Below are 22314 nucleotides of genomic sequence, written 5' to 3' on the forward strand. Positions count from 1 at the left end.
CTGCATTTGGCCTCTCCTCTCATCCCTGGTTCATCCTGCGGACAACACTTCTGGTTCTATAGCCCGCTACCTAGGCTACAACTCGGCACGAATAACCCTCACCATTCGACTCAGTTCCTCCTCGAGCAGGGAGGGCTTCTCGCACAGCACCGGCAAGAGCTGCTGGCGCTTCTGGAAGGTTTGCTGCTCCCAGTGCAGCTCCTGGCGCAGCTGCTCGATGTCACCGCCGTTGCCCTCGTCCGAGGCCCGCCGTGCCTCGAGCTCATCGACCAGTTCCGTGAGCCTGTCCAGCCGCTTGACCTGACCGCGCGACGCACTGCGGATGCGTTCGATGACGCGACCTCGCTCACGATCAACCCGCTCGAGGAGGCCGGCAAACAGCAGCGTCAGTCGCTCCTCTCGCTCGGCCTCCGGCTGGCTCGCCACCTGGGCGACGAACTCGCTCACGCGCTGGAGAGCCTCGTCACGCGAGGTCTCGCGAGCCGTTGCGAAGCGAACCACACGGCCGACTTCCTCGTCCTCCCACCAGGAACGCTCCAGCGCCTCGGGAGACGGTCCGGTCCAGATGGTGCCCCAAGCCAGCTCGGGCACCAGGCGTTGCACACACGGCCAGTCCGGCGGCCCGGTCGCGGCTCGCTGTGCACGAGCATCAGGCATCCCGAGACCCAGGATCGTCATCGCAAGGCCCAGCGCCAGGCCCATGACCCGCATGTCATTCGTCATCCTGACCTCCCGAGGTGGCTAGGGGATTGATCAACTGGCCGTGCCGGTCCAGAAGCGGAACGCCATACTCCACCAGGATGGCATCGATATCGTCCTGACGCCGGTCGATGAAGTCGTTGAGGGTGTCCTTCCAGTAAGGTTCTCCCTGCCGTACGCCCATGGTGATGCGGTAATCCAGGCGAGCATCGGTATCATCGTCGACCAGAGGGACTACCTCGAGCGGCGGTGTCTGGCGTGCCGCGTAGTAGCCGGCAATCGGCCCCCAGAGCACCGCACCTTCGGTCCTGCCGGCCGCCACGTCCTCGATGGCTTCTCTGGCTGGCGTCCTGGCTCGGGTATCGGTCTGCAGCGGATACCCCTCCACCCTGGCGCCAACACGCCTCAACGGCACCAGCGGCGGGGTCTCGGAGACAACGCCGATGCGTTGACCCTGCAGGGCATCATCATCCAGCGAGGACACATCCAGTTCGGAGTCCGCGGGTATCACCAGCGAATAGATGGAGCGGTAGTAGTCATTGGTGTTCTGCACGAAGCCATAGCCGGCAGCCACACCGATCATCACATCACAGAGGCGCAGCTCCAGGGTGTTGCGCACGAAGCCCATCACCTGAGGTGCCCACACGTACTCCAGGGGAAGATCAAGGTCATCGGCCAGCAGCTCAGCGATGCGGTTCTCGAACCCTTCTCCGGCCTCGTTGGTGAACGGCAGGTTATTGCCATCGGCACACACACGCAGCCGATCGCGCTGCGTCTGTTCGGGCAGGTCAGCCCTAGAGTCATCAGCGACGATCATTACCAGGCAAGCCAGCAGGCCCACCCTGAACCGTACCGCCCACCAAGTGTCGACACGCATTCGCCCTCTCCTCACTTAGTTCCGTCCCCCGACTGCTCCTGGACAGCCTTGGCTTCGTCCTGGACACCAGGGGCCCACTCCTCTTCACCCCTGTTCCTCATTACTGGAGTCCGCTGCCTGCTCTTCCTTTTCCTCCTCGATCACCTTGGGGCGCCCCCGCCCCAGATCCCCGGCACCACGTGCCTTCATGTAACTGTAGATGTTCTCGACATTGCTCAGCACGTACTCGTCGTCGATGAAGGAGGGCATGACCCTGCCGGGCTGGATTTCCAGGCCACTGGCGATGGTGTTGGCAAATTCCCCGAAGTTGCGACGCTCCGCCACCTGAACCAGGCTCGGGGCGAAGGTCGATCCCAAGCCGTCAGGACCATGGCAGGCCATGCAGGCACGGGTATAGGCAATGTAGCCATCGTAGGTACCTTGATCGACCTTGCCGTCGATGACGATATAGCTGCCGGGGCCTTCCCCCGATTGCGACGAGACCTTCTCCTCGTTGTTGCCGGCAGCCTGGGCAGTAATACCACTGGCCGCGAGCAATATGATTGACAGTGTGCCGAGGGCCTCGACACCGAGCCGTCGCGGAGTCCTGGTCAGGTGCATGCGATCTCCTTAAATTGCGATGAGCCGATAGGCAGCAGTGAACACTGGGCAGGCTGCACTGCCGCGGGCCACCTTGTGGCGGGGAATGGATAACCGGAGCATCGATGGCACGAGACCAAAGGGCTCGTGCCATCGATGGTAGATGAGCAATGATCAGGCGTCAGGCAGGGCAAACACGGTCAGAATCCCGCCCAGTTCGGTGTAGTCATCGAGGGCGGAGAAGACGCCCACTGCCCCCAGACCCGCTTCGGGATCCTCGAGCCCCGCCGCGAGACCGATACCGGCCCAACCGCCGACCCCGGAGAGGACACCGATGTACTGCTTGCCTTCATGCTGGAAGGTGTTGACGTTGCCTATGACCCCGGACGGTGTCTTGAAACGCCACAGCTCCTCGCCGGACTCGATGTCCACCGCCTTGACGTACCCTTCAAGGGTACCGTAGAAGGCCAGATCACCGGCCGTGGCCAGGGCACCGCTCCACACGGCGAAACGTTCGTCGATCTCCCAGACGGTCTCGCCGGCGACCGGATCCCATGCGATGAAGCTGCCCATGCGCCCTTCCATGTCCCCCTCCTGGGTCGGTGCAGGCATCATGGTCAGGGTCGCACCCACATAGGGCTGGCCGGCAACGTATTCGGTCTCGAAGGGCTCATAGTTCATGCAGATGCGGTTGATGCCGGCATAGAGCAGCCCGGTCTCGGGGGAGTAGGCTGACGGCTGCATGTTCTTGGCGCCCATGGCGGTGGGACAGATATCGGTGGTATTGACGTCGACCCCCTGGCGGAAGGTGCTGTACTCCTCACTGACGTTAGGCCGGCCGGTCTCCATATCGTAGCTGTCAGCCCAGTTGGTTTCCGGGGCGAACTTCTCGGCGACCAGCAGTTCACCGCTCTCACGGTCGAGCAGGAAACCGAAGCCGGTACGGTCGATGATCGCCAGTCCCTTGCGCTGCTCGCCCTCGAACTCGACATCGATCAGCTGATTCTCGTTGACCCCGTCATAGTCCCACTCATCGAAGGGCACCTTCTGGTAGACCCACTTGACCTCCCCTGTGTTGGGATCGCGAGCAAATACGGTGATCGCCCACTTGTTATCGGCGGGCTCACCATCGACGGTCCGCTGCTCCGGGTTCCAGGTCCCGGGGTTACCTGTGCCGTAAAAGATCAGGTCGAGTTCGGGGTCATAGGTGATCCAGCCCCAGGGAGCACCACCGCCGCGCTCCCACTCTCCCTCTGGCCAGGTGGACACGCCAAGGTCGGCCTCGCCGATCGGCTCGCCCAGCATGGTCGTGGTCTCGGGGTCGATCAGCACGTCTTCATCCGGGCCATTGGAGTAGCCCCGCCACTCCATCTCACCTGTTTCGACGTTGTAGGCGGTCAGGTGACCACGTACGCCGAATTCGCCCCCGCTGTTGCCCACGATGACCTTGTCGTGCACCACCAGCGGCGACATGGTCATGCTCTCCCCCTGGGTGTGGTCACCGTTCTGGGCCTCCCACACCAGCTCACCAGACTCGGCATCCAGAGCGATGACAGTGTTGTCTGCCTGGTTGAGGAACAGCCGACCGTCGGCATAGGCCAGACCGCGGTTGACGGTATCGCAGCACATCACCGGGATGACGCGCGAGTCCTGGTCCGGTTCATAGCTCCAGACGATGCGTCCCTCGTCCTCGAGGTCCAGAGCGAAGACCTTGTTGGGAAACGGGGTATGGATATAGAGACGCCCATCGCCGACATACAGTGGTCCGCCCTCATGCCCCCGCAGTACACCAGTGGAAAACTGCCACTGCGCGCGAAGGTCCTGGACGTTGTCACGATTGATCTGATCCAGCTGGCTGAAGCGGTTGCCTTGATAGTTGCCCAGCTGAGTGGCCCAGAAGTCTGGATTCTGCTGGAGGTCGAGTTGATTCTGATTGGCATGCGCCAAGGATGCGGCCATCAACCCTGCAGCCGTCATCACGAGTCCTGGGAAGCGAAGCATTGCGTTGTCTCCATTGCACTGAAAGGTGTGCCGAGGGTGGCGGCACATCTCGTTGTGGTTATGTTCCTGTTTCAGGCAGTGACACATGAAGGTCTAGCACATCTGTGGGTACCGTCAGTCCTGGCAATGACGAATTCGGCACTCGCATACGGTCAAAAGAGTTTTTCTCTGTGGCAACAATCATGCCGCCTGCCCGGTTCAGCCGTGCCGGAGCGTGGGTTACGCCATTGCGGTCACCTCCGATTCGACTCCCGGCAGCAGGCATGCGACTTTCGTAGCAATGTCGCAGCGTCATCCTGTGCTTTACTGAGGTGTGAACGCCCAACAACAACCATTCACCCCATGGAGGTGCCTCATGTGGACCAAACCCGCCTATACCGATCTGCGGCTAGGCTTCGAAGTGACGCTGTATATTTCCAATCGCTGAGGCCACGCGCGACGTGGCAGCACACCTAGGGCTGACGTCTCCTGCTGGGGCGTCAGCCCTTATCGTTCAGGGGTAGGCTTCGGGACAGGAAGATAACCATGCAGGTACTGGTGCTAGGTGCGGCAGCGGGAGGTGGCTTTCCGCAATGGAACTGCAACTGCACGCTGTGCCACGGTGTTCGACAGGGCAGCATCGAGGCAACGCCGCGCACCCAGTCATCGATCGCCATCAGCAGTGGCGGCGAGCAGTGGCTGCTTTGCAATGCCTCACCAGACATCCGCCACCAACTGGCCAGCAACCCCGAACTGCATCCCAAGCAAGTGCCGAGGGACAGTGGTATCGCGGGAGTCCTGCTGGTGGACGGCCAGATCGACCACTCCACCGGGTTGCTGTCGCTGCGAGAAGGTTGCCCCCTAGACGTCTGGTGCACCCCCAATGTGCATCAGGACCTGAGCAGTGGCTTTCCGCTGTTCACCATGCTCGAGCACTGGCAGGGTGGCCTGACCTGGCATCCCATCGCGGTCGACGGCGAGCACCTGGAGGCCACCTTCGTGGTGCCGTCGTGTCCTGGCCTGACCTTTACCGCCCTGTCGCTGACCAGTAATGCACCACCCTACTCCCCGCGTCGTGGCGCCCCGACCCCGGGCGACAATATCGGCCTGCTGGTGGAGGATCGCCGCCGCGGCACCACCCTCTTCTATGCCCCCGGGCTGGGCGAGATCGATGACCGGGTACGCGGCTTCCTGCGCCGGGCCGACTGCGTGCTGGTCGATGGCACCCTGTGGCGTGACGACGAGCTGCTGCGCGCCGGTGTCGGCCAGGCCACCGGCCGCGACATGGGCCACCTGGCACTCTCCGGCGAGCGGGGACTACTGGCCGAGCTCGCGGCCCTGCCGGCCACCACCCGCAGGGTGCTGATCCATATCAATAACACCAACCCGATCCTCGACGAAGGTTCACAGGAACGCGCTACCCTGACCCGACAGGGGGTCGAGGTGGCCTTCGACGGCTTGCGGCTGGAAGTGTGAACGCGAGTGAACCCGCCGCGTATCGGCATCAGGACCGGCGTTCTGATATCTGCCATGCCTGAAGCGGTAGTGGCGCATCCAGCCACAACGGAGGAGCCACATATGACAAGTATCGCCTCGCCACTGGCGAGTTCGCAGGGAGAGGCCCTTAGCCCCACGGCCTTCCGCGAGGCCCTGATGGCCAAGGGGGCCTACTACCATATCCACCATCCCTACCAGGTGGACATGACCGAGGGACGCGCCACCCCCGAGCAGTTGCGTGGCTGGGTCGCCAACCGTTTCTACTACCAGATCAACATTCCCCAGAAGGATGCTGCCCTGCTCGCCAACTGTCCCGACGCCGCCACGCGACGGCGCTGGATCCAGCGGCTGCTCGATCATGACGGCCATGGCGAGGATGGCGGCGGTATCGAGGCCTGGCTGACCCTGGGCGAGGCGGTGGGGCTGAGCCGTGACGAGCTGTGGTCCCAGGAGCACGTGCTGCCCGGCGTACGTTTCGCGGTGGATGCCTACGTCAACTTCGTGCGTCGTGCCGACTGGCGGGAGGCGGCGATCTCCTCGCTCACCGAGCTGTTCGCTCCGGCGGCCCACAAGAGCCGCCTGGATACCTGGCCGACCCACTATCCGTGGATCGATGCGGCCGGCTACGGCTACTTCCGCAAGCGCCTCAAGGAGGCGCGTCGTGATGTCGAGCACGGCCTGGAGGTGGCGCTGGCAGTCTGCACCACCGCCGCCGCCCAGCAACGCGCCCTGGAGATACTGCAGTTCAAGCTCGACGTGCTCTGGTCGATGCTCGACGCCATGACCCTGGCCTACCAGCTCGACCGGGCGCCCTACCATACCGTCACCGACCGGCGCGTCTATCACCGGGGGCTGTCATGAACGACGTACCCATCGACGGGCGCAGCGTCTGCCGCCTGCGTCCCGGCTGGCGTCTGCAGTGGGAAGAGGCCCAGCAGCGTCACGTGCTGCTCTATCCCGAGGGCATGGTGCAGCTCAACGACACCGCCGGCGCCATCCTCGCCCAGCTCGATGGGCAGAGGGACGTGGACGCGGTGATCGCGGCCCTGCAGGCGCGTTACCCCGAGGCTCCCGCCGCGGCCATCGCCGAGGATGTCCACGAATTCATGGTCGACGCCGCGCAACAAGGGTGGATCCATCATGACTGACAGCACTGACACCGTAACCCCCGACGGCCAGACCGGCGCCCCGCTGTGGCTGCTTGCCGAGCTGACCTACCGCTGCCCGCTGCAGTGCTCCTACTGCTCCAATCCTCTGGACTTCGCCGCGGTCGAGGAGGAGCTCGATACCGCGGAGTGGATCGACACCCTGACCCAGGCCCGTGCCATGGGGGCAGTGCAACTGGGCTTCTCTGGTGGCGAGCCCCTGGTTCGCCGGGACCTCGAGACTCTGGTGACCGAAGCCCGTCGACTGGGTTTCTACAGCAACCTGATCACCTCCGGCCTGGGACTCGACGAGTCGCGCATCGAGGCGCTCCGCGAGGCGGGACTCGACCATATCCAGATCAGCCTGCAGGCCTCCGACCCCGATGTCGCCGCGGCAGTGGCCGGCTCGCGCAAGGCCCACGGGAAGAAGCTGGCCATGGCGCGGGCCGTCAAGGCCGCAGGCTACCCCATGGTGCTCAACGTGGTACTGCACCGCCACAACATCGACCGACTCGATCACATCATTGCCCTGTGCGATGAACTCGGCGCCGATGCGGTGGAGCTCGCCAACTGCCAGCTGTATGGCTGGGCACATCTCAATCGCGCCGGGCTGCTGCCCAGTCCGGCCCAGCTCGAGGCCGCTGAGGCCACTACGGCACGCTGGCGGGAGCGCCTGGCCGAGCGTGGACGCGACATGCAACTGCTGTTTGTGGTGCCCGACTACTACGCCGACCGTCCCAAGGCCTGCATGGGAGGCTGGGGGTCGATCTTCATGACTGTGGCGCCGGACGGCGCGGTGCTGCCCTGCCACAGCGCACGCATGCTGCCGATGCGCTTCCCCACAGTGCGCGAGCGCCCTCTGCGCGAGATCTGGTACCAGAGCGAGGCCTTCAACCGCTATCGCGGCGATGCCTGGATGTCGGAGCCCTGCCGCAGCTGCGACGAGCGCCACCGGGATGTGGGTGGCTGTCGCTGCCAGGCCTACCTGCTCACCGGTGATCCCGCCGCTACCGACCCGGTGTGCGATCTCTCGCCTGACCATCACCTGGTCGAGGCGGCCCGCCGCGAGGCGGAGGGCGACACCCGCTCTGCCCGGGAGCTGACGCCACGCAACGTCCATGAATCGAGGGTGTTCTGCCGCACATGAAGGTTCCTCAGTCCGGCGAGCCGCATGACGACCTGTTGCGCCAGGCAGCACTGACCGCCGATGGCCTGGGCGACCTGCGTGCCACCGCCCGAGGCATACTCTGGCTGGCAACCGACCCCGACACAGGAAGACGTCGGCTCTGGCAGTGGCACGACCGGCTCGAGGATGGCCAAACACAAGCGCTGAGCCCCGAGCACCTCGATATCGCCAGTCGCGTCAACGGCTACGGCGGCGGCGCCCTGGCCTGCCTGGATGAGCACGCCATCTTCGTCGAGGCCGAAAGCCAGGACCTCCATCGCCAGCCGTTGAACGGCGGTGAGGCCTGCCCCTGGTGGTCGCGGCATGACTGCCGTTATGGCGGGCTCACCCCCGACCCGCAGCGACGGAGGCTGCTCGCCGTGGAGGAAAGCGGCCATGGCCGCGACGCCAGCCAGCGCCTGGTCGCCCTGGATGGAAAACGCCGGCAGTTGCTGGTGGCCGGCGCCGATTTCTATGGCGCACCGGCTCTATCCCCCTGCGGCACCCGGCTCGCCTGGGTCGAATGGGACCTCGGGGTCATGCCCTGGCAGCGCTCGCGCCTGGGCCAGGCAAGGCTGGACGCCCAGGGCAAGCTGCATGACCTGTCCCACTGGGATGCCGGCGCCGCCATCACCCAGCCCCGCTTCACCGCGGCCAACGAGCTCATCGTGCTCAGCGACCATGGTGGCTGGTGGCAGCCATATCGGGTGACCGGTCCTGCCGGCGCACTCGATATCCAGCGACTCGGCAAGCGGCAGGCCGACCACGCGTCCACTCCCTGGCAGCTCGGCGAGTGCCAGCATCTGTGGCCGGCACACGACCAGGGCGTGCTGATGGCCTTCGAGGAGGGGGCGGCGCGGATCCTGATCACCGATGGCCGGGGTCGTGAGCACGCCGGTATCCTGCGCGATGCCGGCCGGCTGGTGGGCCTGGCGCATGCCGATGGCTGGCTCTACGCCATTACCCAAGGGGCTCGGCATGCGGCGCGACTGTCCCGCGTGAACCTGACGACCCATGCCGAGGAGACGCTCTTCGCGCTGCCCACCCCCGAGGATCCCCCTTTGCCGCAGGCGCTGCAGGCCACCGTGGCCGACTGCCAACACGTCTCGGCCTTCCTCTATGGTCCCGACACCGCCTCGACCCGGCCACCGCCGCTGATCGTACGCGTGCATGGCGGCCCCACCTCGGCCTGCTATCCGGTGTTCGATCCGCTGGTCCACTACTGGACGACACACGGCTTCGCCGTGGCCGATATCAACCCCCGCGGCAGCGGCAATGCCGGACGGGCCTACCGTGAGCGCCTGGCAGGCGAATGGGGCCGCATCGACGTCGAGGATGTGATCGCACTAACCAGGTCACTGGTGGCCCGCGGCCTGGCCGATACCGATCGGCTGTTCGTACGGGGCCAGAGCGCCGGCGGCTTCACCGTGCTCAACCTGCTGGCGACAAGTTCCCTCTTCCGGGCCGGGGCCAGCCTCTACGGCGTCACCGATGCCCCGCACCTGGCCACCCGGACCCACCGTTTCGAGTGCGGCTACCTCGACTGGCTGCTGGGCGATGCGCAGAGCCAGCGGGATCGCAGCCCGATCCATCGGCTCGATACCTTCACCACACCCGTCATCTTCTTCCAGGGCAACCACGATAACGTGGTGGTGCCGGAGCAGACGCTGTCCATGGTCGAGGCACTGCGCCACCGCGGTGTCCCGGCCAGGGTCATGCTGTTCAAGGACGAGGGGCACGGCATTCGTCAGCCGCACAATCGCTGCCGCATGATTGCGGCCGAAATGCACTTCTTCATGGAGCAGCGCAATGGGCAAGGCTGATTTCGATCACGTTTCAGCCGGCCTGCCCCCCGGCAGCCGAGTGGCGTCACGTCGTCTCGGCAATGGCCTGTGGATCATGGCGGCACAGGTCCCCCGGGCTCGCCAGTCACGACTAGTCGGCGCGGCCGGCGTGGGGTATCTCGATGACCCGGCCGACTGTCGGGGCCTGGCCCACCTGCTGGAACACGGGCTCTTCTTGGGCAGTGACCGCTGGCCCGGCAGAAGCGCCCTGGCCCGGTGGGTCGGCTCTTTGGGGGGGCGCTACAATGCCCATACCGGGGAGGAGGTCACCGACGTCCACCTGCACCTTCCGGTAGACGCCGCCGAGGCTGGCGTGGCGCGACTGGTCGACCTGCTCGGCTATCCCCGCCTCGACCCCGACGCCATCGTCGACGAGGTGGAGGTGCTGGACGCCGAGTTCCGGGCCCGCCTGGACGACCCGGCGCTGCATCGCCTGGCCGCGCTGGGCCGGCTGTTCGACCCCGGCCATCCGGCCGCGGCCTGCCACGCCGGGAACCGGGACACCCTCGGAGATGACCCGCGGGTGCTGGTCGCCCGCCTGCGCGACTTTCATGCCCGCCACTACCGTGCCGACCGGATGGCCCTGGTGGTGCTCGGCCCACAGCCGGTGGACGAGCAGCTTGGCCTGATCGAACGCCATGGCCGCCGGCTCCCGGCGACGGCCGTCGACACGCCGTCTCCAGATCGCTGGCGCTGGGCCACACCACGCGGGGTGGCCTGGCACTCCCCGAATGAGTCGAGCCTGCCCGCTGCCAATACCCTGGAGTTGCTGTGGCCATTGCCGGGTGCCCTCGCCAGTGCCTTCACTGCACCACTGCGAGCGGTTGCCTCGCAGCTGAACGATGGCGCCCTGGCCGCCACCCTGCAGCAGGCCTATGCGGTCCAGGAGCTGAAGGCCGACATGGCCCCCGAGGGCACCGGGCCAGCCCTGAGCCTGACAATCGACCTTATGGAAACGCCATCGGATATCGCACCGCTGGTGTCCACCTGCCAGCGCGCCCTTCGGCAGGCATGTCGGCGTCACGCCTTCACCCCGCCACCGGCAAGGAGGATCGACCTCGATGCCTGGCCCCGGAAGCAGGCGCAACGACTGAGCCTGCGCCTCACTGCCAGCACCTGCTCACCGATGGACCTGGATCGCCACACCCTGTCGGCGTGGCTCGCCCCGGAACAGTGTCGGTTGCTGTGGCGGGAGAGTACCGAACGGCCCACCGGGGCCTGGAGCCACACCGAAGAGACCGCGACTCCCTGGCGTCTCCTCGACCTCTCCTGCCCCCCTCGCGATCTGGCCCTGCCCGAGGTACCTGCCCCCCTTCCTCTGCGCCGCGTCCCGGATGACCGACTCGGCCCACAGGCCGAGGATAGGCCGACGGCCGGGCTGCTCTACCGGGATGCTCATCTCTCGCTGTGGTGGGATGGCCTGGACTGGCCGACCCGCGAGGGCGAGACCGGCTGGTGCCTGGGGTGGCCCGCCGCTGCTCGGGACCATGACGCGCGTCTGCGTGACTGGCAGCGCCGGACCCTGGCCCTGCGCCAGGCGGCCGGCACCAGGGGCCAGGCGCTCACCCTGGGCAGTGACGCCCGGGGTGACTGGCTGATGGCCCGCGGCAGCCCCGCCGGTCTCGCCTCGCTGGTGGATCAGGCCCTGGACGACTGGATGGCCTCGAGTGCCGTGACAGCGCCGACAGGCCCCGCCTTCTCGAGCGGCCTGCTCGCCCAGCAGTTGCTGGGTCATCTGGAAACACGCCCACCGCCGTGCCCGCCTGACGCCATGCCCACCCTGCTCTGCTGGGCCCGGGGCGAGATGGGGACGCGGGAGGCGCAGGGCACGGCCAAGGGCTTCGCCGAGCGGCTGTCCCATGCCGAGTATCCCTCCCCGCCTCGCGATGCGTCGCAAGGCGATGGCCAGGAAATGACCTGGCTCGCCCCGCAGGGAGACGACCGGGCCGTGATGCTGGAGGTCGAGGGGAGCGACGACGGCCCTCGCATGCGCTGGCTGCTGCAGTTGCTGGCGCACTGCCATGACGCCGCCTACCATCGGGAGATGCGCCAGCGGCGAGGACTCGGCTATGTCGCGGCGGTGCGCTACCGGGAGTCGTCGGGCTGGCCGAGACTGGGCTATGTCGTGCAGTCGCCAAGGGCCTCGGTGGAGACGCTGCGTCAGGCCATCCTCGCGTTTCTTGACGCCGATGCCGTAAGGCTGGCCCGGCGGGATGCGCCGCAGCTGGAGCGGCTGCGTCGTGGCCTGCTTGCGCGCCAGGGGCCGCCTGAAACCCATGACGAGGCCATCGAGCGAGCCTGGCAGGCATTGCGCCGGTCACCGTCCGACACCGCCTCCCCACCGGATTGGCGACTGGCCCCCTGGCAACAGGAAGGCGCTGACCTCGACTCACTCACCGCGACCGACCTCGAGGTCCTGGCCTCGGCCCTGGCAGGCGGCACCCTGCCGATGCGCTGGTGGGCCCATGCGCCTACCTCGCCTGGCTCTCCTGCCTCTCAGCATTGCCCACCGGCAACGTAGTTATGCTGCTGCCGAACAATCGACTCGCCTAAGCTCACCTAGACTGACTGCATAATCATTAACGCATGCCTCCAGATTGGCAACGAGGGGAGAGTCACCATGAAGTCACGTGCCGCCGTCGCCATGGAAGCCGGCAAGCCCCTGGAACTGGTCGAGATCGACGTCGAGGGCCCCAGGGCCGGCGAGGTGCTGGTGAAGATCGCCGCCACCAGCGTCTGCCATACCGATGCCTATACGCTGTCCGGGGCCGACCCGGAGGGCAACTTCCCGGCGGTGCTGGGCCATGAGGGTGCCGGCGTCGTCCAGGAGGTGGGCGAGGGCGTCACCAACGTGCGTCCCGGCGACCACGTCATCCCGCTCTATACCGCCGAGTGCGGCCAGTGCAAGTTCTGTCTCTCCGGCAAGACCAACCTGTGTGGTGCGGTGCGCGCCACCCAGGGCAAGGGCGTGATGCCCGAGGGTACCTCACGCTTCTCGCTGGACGGCAAGATGCTCCACCACTACATGGGCACCTCCACCTTCAGCGAGTACACCGTGCTGCCCGAGATCTCCCTGGCGGTGGTCTCCAAGGCGGCGCCCATGGACAAGATCTGCCTGCTGGGCTGCGGCGTGACCACCGGCATCGGCGCGGTGATGAACACCGCCAAGGTCGAGCCGGGCGCCACCGTCGCCGTGTTCGGCCTGGGTGCCATCGGCCTCGCCGTGATCCAGGGTGCGGTGATGGCCAAGGCCTCGCGGATCATCGCCATCGACGTCAACCCGGAGAAGTTCAAGCTCGCCGAGCAGTTCGGTGCCACCGACTTCGTCAATCCCAAGGACTACAGCGACCCCATCCAGCAGGTCATCGTCGACCTCACCGACGGCGGCGTCGACTACTCCTTCGAGTGCATCGGCAACGTCAACGTGATGCGCTCGGCGCTGGAGTGCTGCCACAAGGGCTGGGGCGAATCGGTCATCATCGGTGTGGCCGGTGCCGGCGAGGAGATCTCCACCCGTCCGTTCCAGCTGGTCACCGGTCGTGTCTGGAAGGGCTCCGCCTTCGGCGGCGTCAAGGGCAGGAGCGAGCTGCCGGGCTATGTCGAGCAGTACATGAACGGCGAGATCAATATCGACGACTTCATCACCCACGACATGCCCTTCGAGAAGATCAACGAGGCCTTCGAGCTGCTGCACCGGGGTGAGAGTATCCGCACCGTGCTTCACTACTGAGGCTTCGTTACCGGGGCGGCGTGACCGACAGGTACCGCCTGGCCCACTACGACGCAGGTGATCGCCATGCTGACAAGACTACAAGAGGAGCGGAAGCCCATGAGCCTGATGGACACCCTGAAGCGCTGGTTCGGCGGCCAGGGGGCGACATCCTCGACAGCGCCCCAGCAGGGCCGTGACCGACCCGAATCACCCGCAGCAACATCCTCCGCAGCAGCCACCACCCAGGGAGCCACCACCATGAGCGACATCAGGATCCATCCCGCCGTGAACAGCGGTGTGCGTGCTGGAAGCGACAGCTTCAACGGCGGCACCCTGCATTGCCACTGTTCCGACAACCCAGTGGAGGTGACCGTCAAGGCACAGTGCGCCCACAACCATGTGTGCGGTTGCACCAAGTGCTGGAAACCCGAGGGGGCCCTTTTCTCGATGGTCGCCGTGGTGCCCCGCGAGAGCCTCAGCGTCACGGCCAACGAGGACAAGCTGGAGGTCGTCGACCCCTCGGCCGCTATCCAGCGTCATGCCTGCAAGGAGTGCGGCGTCCACATGTTCGGCCGCATCGAGAATACCGACCACCCCTTCCACGGCCTGGACTTCATCCACACGGAACTCTCCGACGACACGGGCTGGGCGGCGCCGGAGTTCGCCGCCTTCGTCTCTTCCATCATCGAGTCGGGCGCCAACCCGGACAACATGGACAAGGTCCGTGGACGGCTCAAGGAGCTGGGCCTGGAACCCTACGACTGCCTTTCACCCCCGCTGATGGATGCCATCGCCATCCATACGGCCAAGGCCAAGGGAGTCCTGTGACGTCGAGCCGTTCCTAGTCCCGCAGAAACACCATCGGGCGCCCCTTGGGGCGCCCGATGGTTGAGTGGCTGTCTCGGGTTACTTGAAGTTCTTCTTCACGATCTTCTGGATCTCGCCGACGATGCCGCTGCGGAAGCTCAACACGCAGATCACGAAGATGGCGCCGAGGATCACGCTCACCCAGTTGCCCAGTGGCGACTGCGCCAGCTGGGTCTGCAGGCTGACCACCACACCGGCCCCCACCAGCGGGCCGAACAGCGTGCCCACCCCACCCAGCAGGGTCATCAGGATCACCTCGCCGGACATGTGCCAGTGGGCATCGGTCAGCGAGGCGAGCTGGAACACCACCGTCTTGGTGGAGCCTGCCAGGCCGGCGAGGCCCGCCGAGAGCACGAAGGCCACCAGCTTGTAGGCATCGACGTTGTAGCCCAGCGACACGGCACGCGGCTCGTTCTCGCGGATCGCCTTGAGCACCTGGCCGTAGGGCGAGTGCACGGCGCGCTGGATGATGGCGAAACCGATCAGGAACACCGCCAGCACGAAGTAGTACATGCTGAGGTTGCTCTTCAGGCTGATCAGCCCGAACAGCTCGCCACGCGGCACCCCGTGCAGGCCATCCTCGCCGCCGGTGAAGGGCGCCTGGACGAAGAAGAAGAACATCATCTGCGCCAGGGCCAGGGTCACCATGGCGAAGTAGATGCCTTGCCGGCGGATCGCCAGGGCGCCGAACAGGGTGCCCAGCACCACGGCGGCGAAGGTGCCGATCAGGATGCCGAGCTCGGGGGTCAGCCCCGGGTAGCTGGCCAGCATGATGCCGGTGAAATAGCCGCCGGTGGCCAGGAAGGCGGCGTGCCCGAAGGAGAGCAGGCCGGCATAGCCGAGCAGCAGGTTGAAGGCGCAGGCGAACAGCGCGAAGCACAGCACCTTCATCAGGAACACCGGGTAGGCCACGAAGGGGGCCACCAGGGCGATGGCGATCAGCACCAGATAGAGGGCACTGCGCCGCCGGTTCGCGCGCCGTTTCAGTTTCATGGCGGGTGTCAGTGCGGTCGTGGTGGACATGGTCACGCCTCCTTGCCGAAGAGTCCCGCGGGACGCAGCATCAGGACCACCACCATCACCACGAAGATCACGGTATTGGCGGCCTCGGGATAATAGACCTTGGTCAGGCCCTCGATCAGGCCCATGGCCAGGCCGGTGATCACGGCACCGATGATCGAGCCCATGCCACCGATCACCACCACGGCGAAGACCACGATCAACAGGCTCGAGCCCATGGTCGGCGACACCGGGTAGAGCGGGGCGGCCAGCACCCCGGCGAAGGCGGCCAGGGCCACCCCGAAGCCGTAGGTCAGGGTGATCAGCTGGGGCACGTTGACCCCGAAGGCCTGCATCAGCGCCGAGTTCTCGGTGCCGGCGCGCAGGTAGGCACCCAGGCGGGTACGCTCGATGATGAACCAGGTGGCCAGGCAGACGCCGAGGGCCGCCAACAGCACCCAGCCACGATAGGTGGGCAGGAACATGAAGCCGAGATTCACGCCCCCCTGCAGGGCCTCGGGCGTGGGGTAGCTCGAGCCCGAGACGCCGAAGAAGTTGATCAGGGTGCCCTCGAAGATCAGCGCCAGGCCGAAGGTGAGCAGCAGCCCGTAGAGGTGGTCGAGGTGGGCGATGCGGCGCAGGATGAAGCGCTCGATCAGCATACCCAGCCCCCCCACCACCAGCGGCACCACCAGCAGCGCCGCCCAGTAGTTGAGTCCCAGGTGCTGCAGGCCCAGCAGGGCCACGAAGGCACCCAGCATGTACATGGCACCGTGGGCGAAGTTGACGATCTTCAGCAGGCCGAAGATCACCGCCAGCCCCAGGCTGAGCAGAGCATAGAAGGCGCCGTTGATCAGGCCCAGCATCAGCTGGCCCATGAACACCATCACTGGCACCCCAAAAATCATTGTCATGTCATGGACCTCCCGTCAGCTGGCGGCGGCCGCAGCCGCCGCCGGTTCCGCATCCGCTCAGTTGTTGACCAGCTTGCACTGGCTCTCCGAGAGCGGGCGGTAGGCCTCTTCTGCCGGGATGGTGGCGAGGATCTCGTAGACGTCCCACTCGTCGGTGGACTCTTCGGGCGTCTTCACGCGGGCCAGGTACATATCGTGGATCATGCGGCCATCCTCACGGATCTGGCCATTGCGGGCGAAGAAGTCATCCACCGGGCGCTCGGCCATGGCCGCGCGGATCGCCTCGGGATCATCGGTGCCCTCCTCGGCCACGGTCTCCAGGTAGTGAATGGTGCTGGAGTAGATGCCGGCCTGGACCATGGTCGGACGTGCGCCCACCCGGTCGAAGTAGCGGTCGGCCCACTCGCGTGCCTGGTCATCCATGTCCCAGTACCAGCCGGTGGTGAGCAGCAGGTTCTGGGTATCCTCGAGGCCCATGGAGTGGACGTCGTTGAGGAAGATCAGCAGGCCGGCGAGCTGCTGGCCGGACTGGGTCAGGCCGAACTGGCTGGCGGTGGTGATGGCGTTGACGGTATCGGCACCGGCGTTGGCCAGGCCGACGATCTTGGCCCCGGATCCCTGGGCCTGGAGGATGTAGGAGGAGAAGTCGCTGGTCGGGAAGGGATGGCGCACGCCGCCGACGATCTCGCCGCCGTTCTCCTCCACCACCTTGGTCACGTCGGCCTCGAGGGCATGCCCGAAGGCGTAGTCGGCAGTAAGCAGGAACCAGCTGTCGCCGCCCTGCTCCACCACCGCCTTGGCGGTGCCGTTGGCCAGGGGGTAGGTGTCATAGACCCAGTGGATATGGTTGGGCGTGCAGTGCTCGTTGGTGATGCTGGAGGCGGCGGAACCGGAGACGATGCCCAGGCCGTCGTTCTCCTCGATCACCTTGGTGGCAGCGATGGAGACCGAGGAGGCCACCAGGCCGGCCACCAGGTCGACGTTGCGGGTATCGAACCACTCACGTACGGTGTTGGCACCCACATCGGCGCTGTTGCGGTCATCGGCGCTGAACACCTCGATGGGGGCGCCGTTCACCTCGCCGCCGAAGTCCTCGATGGCCATCTCCAGGGCCGCCAGGCCACCCGGTCCGGCGAGGTCACGGTAGGTACCGGACATGTCGGCCAGGTAGCCGATGCGCACGGCATCATCACTCATCTGGGCCTGGGCGCCGGTGGCCATCAGGGTGGCGGTGGCCAGGGCAACGCTGGTAGCGAGAATCTTGCGGTTGAAGGTCATGATTGACTCCGTGGCCCACGAGGGGCGGTTTGTTGTTGTCGATACGGTTGGCGGTGGTGAAACTGCCGGGCGACGGGCGTGCCGTCACACCCCCAGCAGGCTGTTGAGGTGGTCGCGACGCGACGGCAGTTCGGCGGCGCTGATCTCCTCGATGATGCGACCGTGCTCCATCACGAAGTGACGGTCGGCCAGCGGCGCGGCGAAGCGGAAGTTCTGCTCCACCAGCACGATGGTCATGCCCCGCTCCTTGAGCTTGACCAGCACCTCGCCGAGCGCCTGGACGATCACTGGGGCGAGCCCCTCGGTGATCTCGTCGAGCAGCAGCAGCCGCGCCCCGGTGCGCAGGATGCGCGCCATGGCCAGCATCTGCTGCTCGCCACCGGAGAGCCGGGTGCCCTGGCTGCGCCGCCGCTCGTGGAGGTTGGGGAACATCGCATAGATCTCGTCGATGCTCATGCCCTCGGAGCGCACCGTGGGCGGCAGCAGCAGGTTCTCCTCGACATCGAGGCTCGAGAAGATGCCGCGCTCCTCGGGGCAGTAGCCGATGCCCAGCCGCGGAATGCGGTGGGGCTTCATGTTCAGCGTCTCGTTGCCGTTGATCATGATCGAGCCGGTGCGCCGGCCGACCATGTTCATGATCGCCTTGAGGGTAGTGCTGCGCCCGGCGCCGTTGCGGCCGAGCAGGGTCACCAGCTCGCCGCGCTTCACGTCGAAGTCGACGCCGTGGAGGATGTGCGACTCGCCGTAGAAGGCGTGCAGGTCGCTGACCCGCAGCATCTCGGCACCGTCGAGGTCGCGATACTCGGTGATCGCCTCGGCTGCCTGGCTCATGCGCTGGCCTCCTCTTCCGCCGCTTCACTGCCCATGTAGGCCTCGCGCACCTGGGGGTTGCGCGACACCTCCTGATAGTCGCCCTCGGCCAGCACGGCGCCGCGGGCCAGCACGGTGATGCGGTCGCACAGCCGGCTGACCACGCTCAGGTTGTGCTCCACCATCAACACGGTGCGCCCCCTGGAGACACGCCGGATAAGCTCGACGATGCGGTCGACGTCCTCGGCGCCCATGCCCTGGGTCGGCTCGTCGAGCAGCATCAGCGTGGGTTCCAGCGCCAGGGTGGTAGCCACCTCCAGGGCGCGCTTGCGCCCGTAGGGCATCTCCACGGTAAGCACGTCGGCGTACTCGGCGAGGCCCACCTCGGCGAGCAGTTCCAGGGCACGGTCGTTGAGGTGGTCGAGGCTGCTCTCGGGTTTCCAGAAGTGGAAGGAGGTCCCCAGCTTGCGCTGCAGGGCCACCCGCACGTTCTCCAGGGCGGTCATGTGGCCGAACACCGCGGAGATCTGGAAGGAGCGCACCAGGCCGAGACGCGCGATCTCGTTGGCCTTCATGCGCGTGATGGGCTTGCCGCGATAGAGAATCTCGCCGCGGGTCGGCGGCAGGAACTTGGTCAACAGGTTGAAGACGGTAGTCTTGCCGGCCCCGTTGGGGCCGATCAGGGCATGGATATGCCCCTCCTGAACCTGCAGATTGACGTCGTCCACGGCGGTGAAGCCGCGAAACTGCTTGGTCAACCCGCGAGTCTCCAGTATGAACTCCTGGGTCATGGATCGTCCTCTCGGGGTCGCCTGGCGACCCGCCTTGGTGCTGTTGTCGTTGTTGTTGGCCGTTGTCGTCGTCGGCATGACGGCTGTGGTCATCCGCATCGGACAGGTGGCGATCCTCGAGTGGTCACCGGCCTCGGCACTTTACGTTAACGTAAGCTAGAGGAGTGATTCCGACTCGGCAATAGGCCAGGGTGAAAACTCGACTAATGGTGTAGGCCCCATAAATTCAATAGTTTGCAAACAACTAGCCCGCAAGGTTAGCCACCGGTTGGCGGGGCAGGTAGAATACGCAAACACTATTGCCTGCATATTCGAACTTCGCCATGCCCCATAAGTCTCTGCCCGAGCCTTCCTGGCCCATCGGGTTCCGTGCCGTATGCCTGCGTGCGACGCTCTATATCCTGCTGGTGGCGGGTATCGCCCAGGGGGTCTTCTACGAATCCCTGCACTTCCCTGATGCCCGCTTCTCCGAACGCGGCTTCACCGAACTGGCCCAGACCAGCCTGCTGGCCACCGCTTCCGCCCTGCTGCTCTACGTGATGCTCGGGCTAGGCCAGCTGCGCCTCGTTGCCCTGCTGATGTTCGGCTTCCTGTTTGCCTCGTTGATCCGCGAGCAGGATGCACTGCTCGATTCTCGGGTCTTCGACGGGGCCTGGCAGCTGCTGGTCAGCCTCACGGTGCTGCCGATCCTGTTCGTGGTCATCCGCCAGCGGCGGCGCTTCGCGGCCGAGTTCGCCAGCTACGCCAACAGCCTCTCCTTCGGCCTGTTCGCCGCGGGCTTCTTGACCACCTACGTCTTCTCGCGCCTCTACGGACGTGGCGACTTCTGGCAGGCGATCCTCCAGGAGAACTACCTGCGTGATTTCAAGAGCGCCGCCGAGGAGGTGGTGGAGCTGTTCGGCTACGCCCTGCTGCTGATTGCAGTGATCGAATTCGTCCTGCTGGCCCGCCGCTGGGCCCTGGCGCGCAAGGCGGGCTGAGCCGCCTCCGGCGCACGGCCGCCGACAAGACAAGAAGCCCCGACAGGCCTGGCCTGTCGGGGCTTCTTCATGGCACCAACGCCGGCCGGAGCCGGCGCGATTCGCACCCTATTCGTCGAGGAAGGAGCGCAGCGGCTCGGAGCGGCTGGGATGACGCAACTTGCGCAGCGCCTTGGCCTCGATCTGGCGGATCCGCTCGCGGGTGACATCGAACTGCTTGCCGACCTCCTCGAGGGTGTGGTCGGTGTTCATGTCGATGCCGAAGCGCATGCGCAGCACCTTGGCTTCCCGGGCGGTGAGCCCACCCAGCACGTTGCGGGTCGCCTCTATCAGCCCCTCGCCGGTGGCGGAGTCGATGGGCAGCACCATGGAGCTGTCCTCGATGAAGTCGCCCAGGTGGGAGTCGTCATCGTCGCCGATGGGCGTCTCCATAGAGATCGGCTCCTTGGCGATCTTGAGCACCTTGCGCACCTTGTCCTCGGGCATCTCGAGACGCTCGCCCAGCTCCTCGGGGGTGGGCTCGCGCCCCATCTCCTGAAGCATCTGCCGGGAGACCCGGTTGAGCTTGTTGATGGTCTCGATCATATGCACCGGAATACGGATGGTGCGCGCCTGGTCGGCGATGGAGCGGGTGATCGCCTGGCGAATCCACCAGGTGGCATAGGTGGAGAACTTGTAGCCGCGACGGTACTCGAACTTGTCCACCGCCTTCATCAGGCCGATGTTGCCCTCCTGGATCAGGTCCAGGAACTGCAGGCCACGGTTGGTGTACTTCTTGGCGATGGAGATCACCAGGCGCAGGTTGGCCTCGACCATCTCCTTCTTGGCGCGGCGAGCCTTGGCCTCGCCGATGGAGAGGCGGCGGTTGACCTCCTTGATCTCCTGCACCGGCAGGCGAACCATCTCCTCCTCGAAGGCGATCTTGCGCTGGGCACGCTGGATATCCGTGCGCAGCGGCGCGAGGCGGTCGGCATACTTGGGGTGCTCGCCGGCGAAGGCATCCAGCCACTCGGGATCGGACTCACTGCCCGGGAAGGCCTTGATGAAGGTCTTGCGGGGGATGCGCGCCTTCTTGACGCACAGCTGCATCACCGCCTTCTCCTGGGCGCGCACCTGTTCGACGCTGATGCGCACCTGGTTGACCAGGCGCTCGAAGTGCTTGGGCACCAGCTTGATCGGCGAGAACAGCTCAGCCAGCCGCGCCAGTTCCTCCTGGGCGGGCTTGGAGTGGCGGCCGTGGGCCTCGATGGCGGCCTGGGCCGCGGCGTTCTGCTCGCGGATCTGCTCGAAGCGGGCGCGGGCCTCCTCGGGATCGGGGCCGCCGGTCGTCTCCTCCTCGGCCTCGGCGTCCTCGTCGTCGTCACCCGCCGCCTGGGGCTCCTCCTCGGGAACCTCCGCCTCGGCCACACCGGGAATGCCCTCGTCGGGGTCGATGAAGCCGGAGAAGAGGTCAGAGAGTCGGCCCGGGGCTTCTTCATCCTGGGTCGTGTCATAGGCATCGAGGATCGACTCCACCGCGCCGGGCAGGTAGGCCAGCGCCGACATCACCTCGCGGGTGCCCTCCTCGATGCGCTTGGCGATCTCGATCTCGCCCTCGCGGGTCAGCAGCTCCACCGTACCCATCTCGCGCATGTACATGCGCACCGGATCGGTGGTACGACCCACGTCGCTTTCCACGGCGGCCAGCGCCGCCACGGCCTCCTCGGCCGCCGACTCGTCGGTGGAGTGATCCGACATCATCAGGGTATCTTCATCGGGCGCTTCCTCGACGACGCTGATGCCCATGTCGTTGATCATGCCGATGATATCTTCCACCTGATCCGGGTCGGCGATATCCTCGGGAAGGTGGTCGTTGACCTCGGCATAGGTCAGGAAGCCCTGTTCCTTGCCGCGCGCGATCAACTCCTTCAGACGCGACTGCTGCTGCGCATTTCCAGCCATAGAAACCCTATCTCGACGAAGAAGAATGAAGCACCTGAAGCGCTGGGTGGAGAAAACTCATGAAGCCGAACAGTATAGCGGCAGAAAGCACCTTTCTGCCAGTTCGATCTATTTGCGCGGTCATTCAGGTGTGTTAGGTTGTCAGGTTACGCCGGTGCCGAGCGCTGTCTCCTATGTGGGGATGTTAGGAGAGAAATCAACCGCAGCGCCAATCCGTCGTGTGTTTTTTTGACCTT

Annotated in this window: 21 protein-coding genes; 11 read left to right on the top strand and 10 right to left on the bottom strand. The window is 65.7% G+C overall.

Annotation, left to right across the window (positions count from 1 at the left end; genetic code table 11):
• Window positions 1-75 precede the first annotated feature (75 nt).
• The 4 genes from ACJ7IV_RS12485 to ACJ7IV_RS12500 form a co-directional block, all read right to left on the bottom strand.
• Window positions 76-723 (bottom strand): hypothetical protein, encoded by a 648-nt coding sequence (locus ACJ7IV_RS12485; RefSeq protein ID WP_483864672.1) that lies wholly within the window; start codon window positions 721-723, stop codon window positions 76-78.
• Window positions 713-1576, bottom strand: a complete 864-nt coding sequence (locus ACJ7IV_RS12490; protein WP_483864673.1) for a quinoprotein dehydrogenase-associated putative ABC transporter substrate-binding protein — start codon at window positions 1574-1576, stop codon at window positions 713-715. Before ACJ7IV_RS12490 ends, ACJ7IV_RS12485 begins: the two co-directional genes overlap by 11 nt.
• Before the next feature lie 84 nt (window positions 1577-1660).
• Window positions 1661-2176, bottom strand: a complete 516-nt coding sequence (locus tag ACJ7IV_RS12495) for a c-type cytochrome (RefSeq protein WP_483864674.1) — start codon at window positions 2174-2176, stop codon at window positions 1661-1663.
• Between the two features lie 153 nt (window positions 2177-2329).
• The gene (locus tag ACJ7IV_RS12500; protein WP_483864675.1) at window positions 2330-4114 is read right to left on the bottom strand and encodes a methanol/ethanol family PQQ-dependent dehydrogenase; all 1785 of its coding nucleotides are present in this window, start codon (window positions 4112-4114) and stop codon (window positions 2330-2332) included.
• A 397-nt stretch (window positions 4115-4511) separates the two neighbouring features.
• On the opposite strand from ACJ7IV_RS12500, the gene pqqA reads away from it, so the two are divergent.
• The 9 genes from pqqA (at window position 4512) to gfa (ending at window position 14326) form a co-directional block, all read left to right on the top strand.
• On the top strand, window positions 4512-4583 hold the full coding sequence (gene pqqA, locus ACJ7IV_RS12505) for a pyrroloquinoline quinone precursor peptide PqqA (RefSeq protein ID WP_081786101.1): 72 nt from the start codon (window positions 4512-4514) through the stop codon (window positions 4581-4583).
• A 98-nt stretch (window positions 4584-4681) separates the two neighbouring features.
• A complete protein-coding gene (pqqB, locus tag ACJ7IV_RS12510; RefSeq protein WP_483864676.1) occupies window positions 4682-5611 on the top strand; it encodes a pyrroloquinoline quinone biosynthesis protein PqqB in 930 nt (309 codons plus the stop codon).
• A 102-nt stretch (window positions 5612-5713) separates the two neighbouring features.
• Window positions 5714-6493, top strand: coding sequence for a pyrroloquinoline-quinone synthase PqqC (gene pqqC, locus ACJ7IV_RS12515; protein ID WP_483864677.1), 780 nt, complete (start codon window positions 5714-5716; stop codon window positions 6491-6493).
• The gene (pqqD, locus tag ACJ7IV_RS12520) at window positions 6490-6780 is read left to right on the top strand and encodes a pyrroloquinoline quinone biosynthesis peptide chaperone PqqD (protein WP_483864678.1); all 291 of its coding nucleotides are present in this window, start codon (window positions 6490-6492) and stop codon (window positions 6778-6780) included. Before pqqC ends, pqqD begins: the two co-directional genes overlap by 4 nt.
• The gene (gene pqqE / locus ACJ7IV_RS12525) at window positions 6773-7924 is read left to right on the top strand and encodes a pyrroloquinoline quinone biosynthesis protein PqqE (RefSeq protein ID WP_483864679.1); all 1152 of its coding nucleotides are present in this window, start codon (window positions 6773-6775) and stop codon (window positions 7922-7924) included. The genes pqqD and pqqE overlap by 8 nt, the downstream gene beginning before the upstream one ends.
• A complete protein-coding gene (locus tag ACJ7IV_RS12530) occupies window positions 7921-9765 on the top strand; it encodes a S9 family peptidase (protein WP_483864680.1) in 1845 nt (614 codons plus the stop codon). The genes pqqE and ACJ7IV_RS12530 overlap by 4 nt, the downstream gene beginning before the upstream one ends.
• Window positions 9752-12307: an insulinase family protein gene (locus ACJ7IV_RS12535; protein WP_483864681.1), complete on the top strand. Its 2556-nt coding sequence runs from the start codon at window positions 9752-9754 to the stop codon at window positions 12305-12307. Before ACJ7IV_RS12530 ends, ACJ7IV_RS12535 begins: the two co-directional genes overlap by 14 nt.
• Before the next feature lie 99 nt (window positions 12308-12406).
• The gene (locus ACJ7IV_RS12540) at window positions 12407-13516 is read left to right on the top strand and encodes an S-(hydroxymethyl)glutathione dehydrogenase/class III alcohol dehydrogenase (protein ID WP_483864682.1); all 1110 of its coding nucleotides are present in this window, start codon (window positions 12407-12409) and stop codon (window positions 13514-13516) included.
• Window positions 13517-13615: 99 nt separating this feature from the next.
• Window positions 13616-14326, top strand: coding sequence for an S-(hydroxymethyl)glutathione synthase (gene gfa, locus ACJ7IV_RS12545; RefSeq protein ID WP_483864683.1), 711 nt, complete (start codon window positions 13616-13618; stop codon window positions 14324-14326).
• 78 nt (window positions 14327-14404) lie between these two features.
• Here the strand turns inward: gfa and ACJ7IV_RS12550 are convergent, their stop codons facing one another.
• The 5 genes from ACJ7IV_RS12550 to ACJ7IV_RS12570 form a co-directional block, all read right to left on the bottom strand.
• A complete protein-coding gene (locus ACJ7IV_RS12550) occupies window positions 14405-15388 on the bottom strand; it encodes a branched-chain amino acid ABC transporter permease (protein WP_483864684.1) in 984 nt (327 codons plus the stop codon).
• Window positions 15389-15390: 2 nt separating this feature from the next.
• On the bottom strand, window positions 15391-16278 hold the full coding sequence (locus ACJ7IV_RS12555; protein WP_483864685.1) for a branched-chain amino acid ABC transporter permease: 888 nt from the start codon (window positions 16276-16278) through the stop codon (window positions 15391-15393).
• A 57-nt stretch (window positions 16279-16335) separates the two neighbouring features.
• Complete coding sequence (locus tag ACJ7IV_RS12560) at window positions 16336-17556, bottom strand: ABC transporter substrate-binding protein (protein ID WP_483864686.1); 1221 nt, start codon at window positions 17554-17556, stop codon at window positions 16336-16338.
• 84 nt (window positions 17557-17640) lie between these two features.
• Complete coding sequence (locus ACJ7IV_RS12565; protein ID WP_483864687.1) at window positions 17641-18387, bottom strand: ABC transporter ATP-binding protein; 747 nt, start codon at window positions 18385-18387, stop codon at window positions 17641-17643.
• Window positions 18384-19157, bottom strand: a complete 774-nt coding sequence (locus ACJ7IV_RS12570; protein WP_483866587.1) for an ABC transporter ATP-binding protein — start codon at window positions 19155-19157, stop codon at window positions 18384-18386. The genes ACJ7IV_RS12565 and ACJ7IV_RS12570 overlap by 4 nt, the downstream gene beginning before the upstream one ends.
• 323 nt (window positions 19158-19480) lie before the next feature.
• Here ACJ7IV_RS12570 and ACJ7IV_RS12575 point away from each other — a divergent pair, with 323 nt between their 5' ends.
• Window positions 19481-20137 (top strand): hypothetical protein, encoded by a 657-nt coding sequence (locus tag ACJ7IV_RS12575; protein ID WP_483864688.1) that lies wholly within the window; start codon window positions 19481-19483, stop codon window positions 20135-20137.
• A gap of 108 nt (window positions 20138-20245) precedes the next feature.
• Here the strand turns inward: ACJ7IV_RS12575 and rpoD are convergent, their stop codons facing one another.
• A complete protein-coding gene (gene rpoD, locus ACJ7IV_RS12580) occupies window positions 20246-22078 on the bottom strand; it encodes an RNA polymerase sigma factor RpoD (protein ID WP_213312856.1) in 1833 nt (610 codons plus the stop codon).
• 25 nt (window positions 22079-22103) lie between these two features.
• Between rpoD and ACJ7IV_RS12585 the strand changes: the two genes are divergently transcribed.
• Complete coding sequence (locus ACJ7IV_RS12585) at window positions 22104-22310, top strand: hypothetical protein (protein ID WP_483864689.1); 207 nt, start codon at window positions 22104-22106, stop codon at window positions 22308-22310.
• Window positions 22311-22314: the final 4 nt, after the last annotated feature.

Source organism: Halomonas sp. C10-5 (assembly GCF_057169305.1).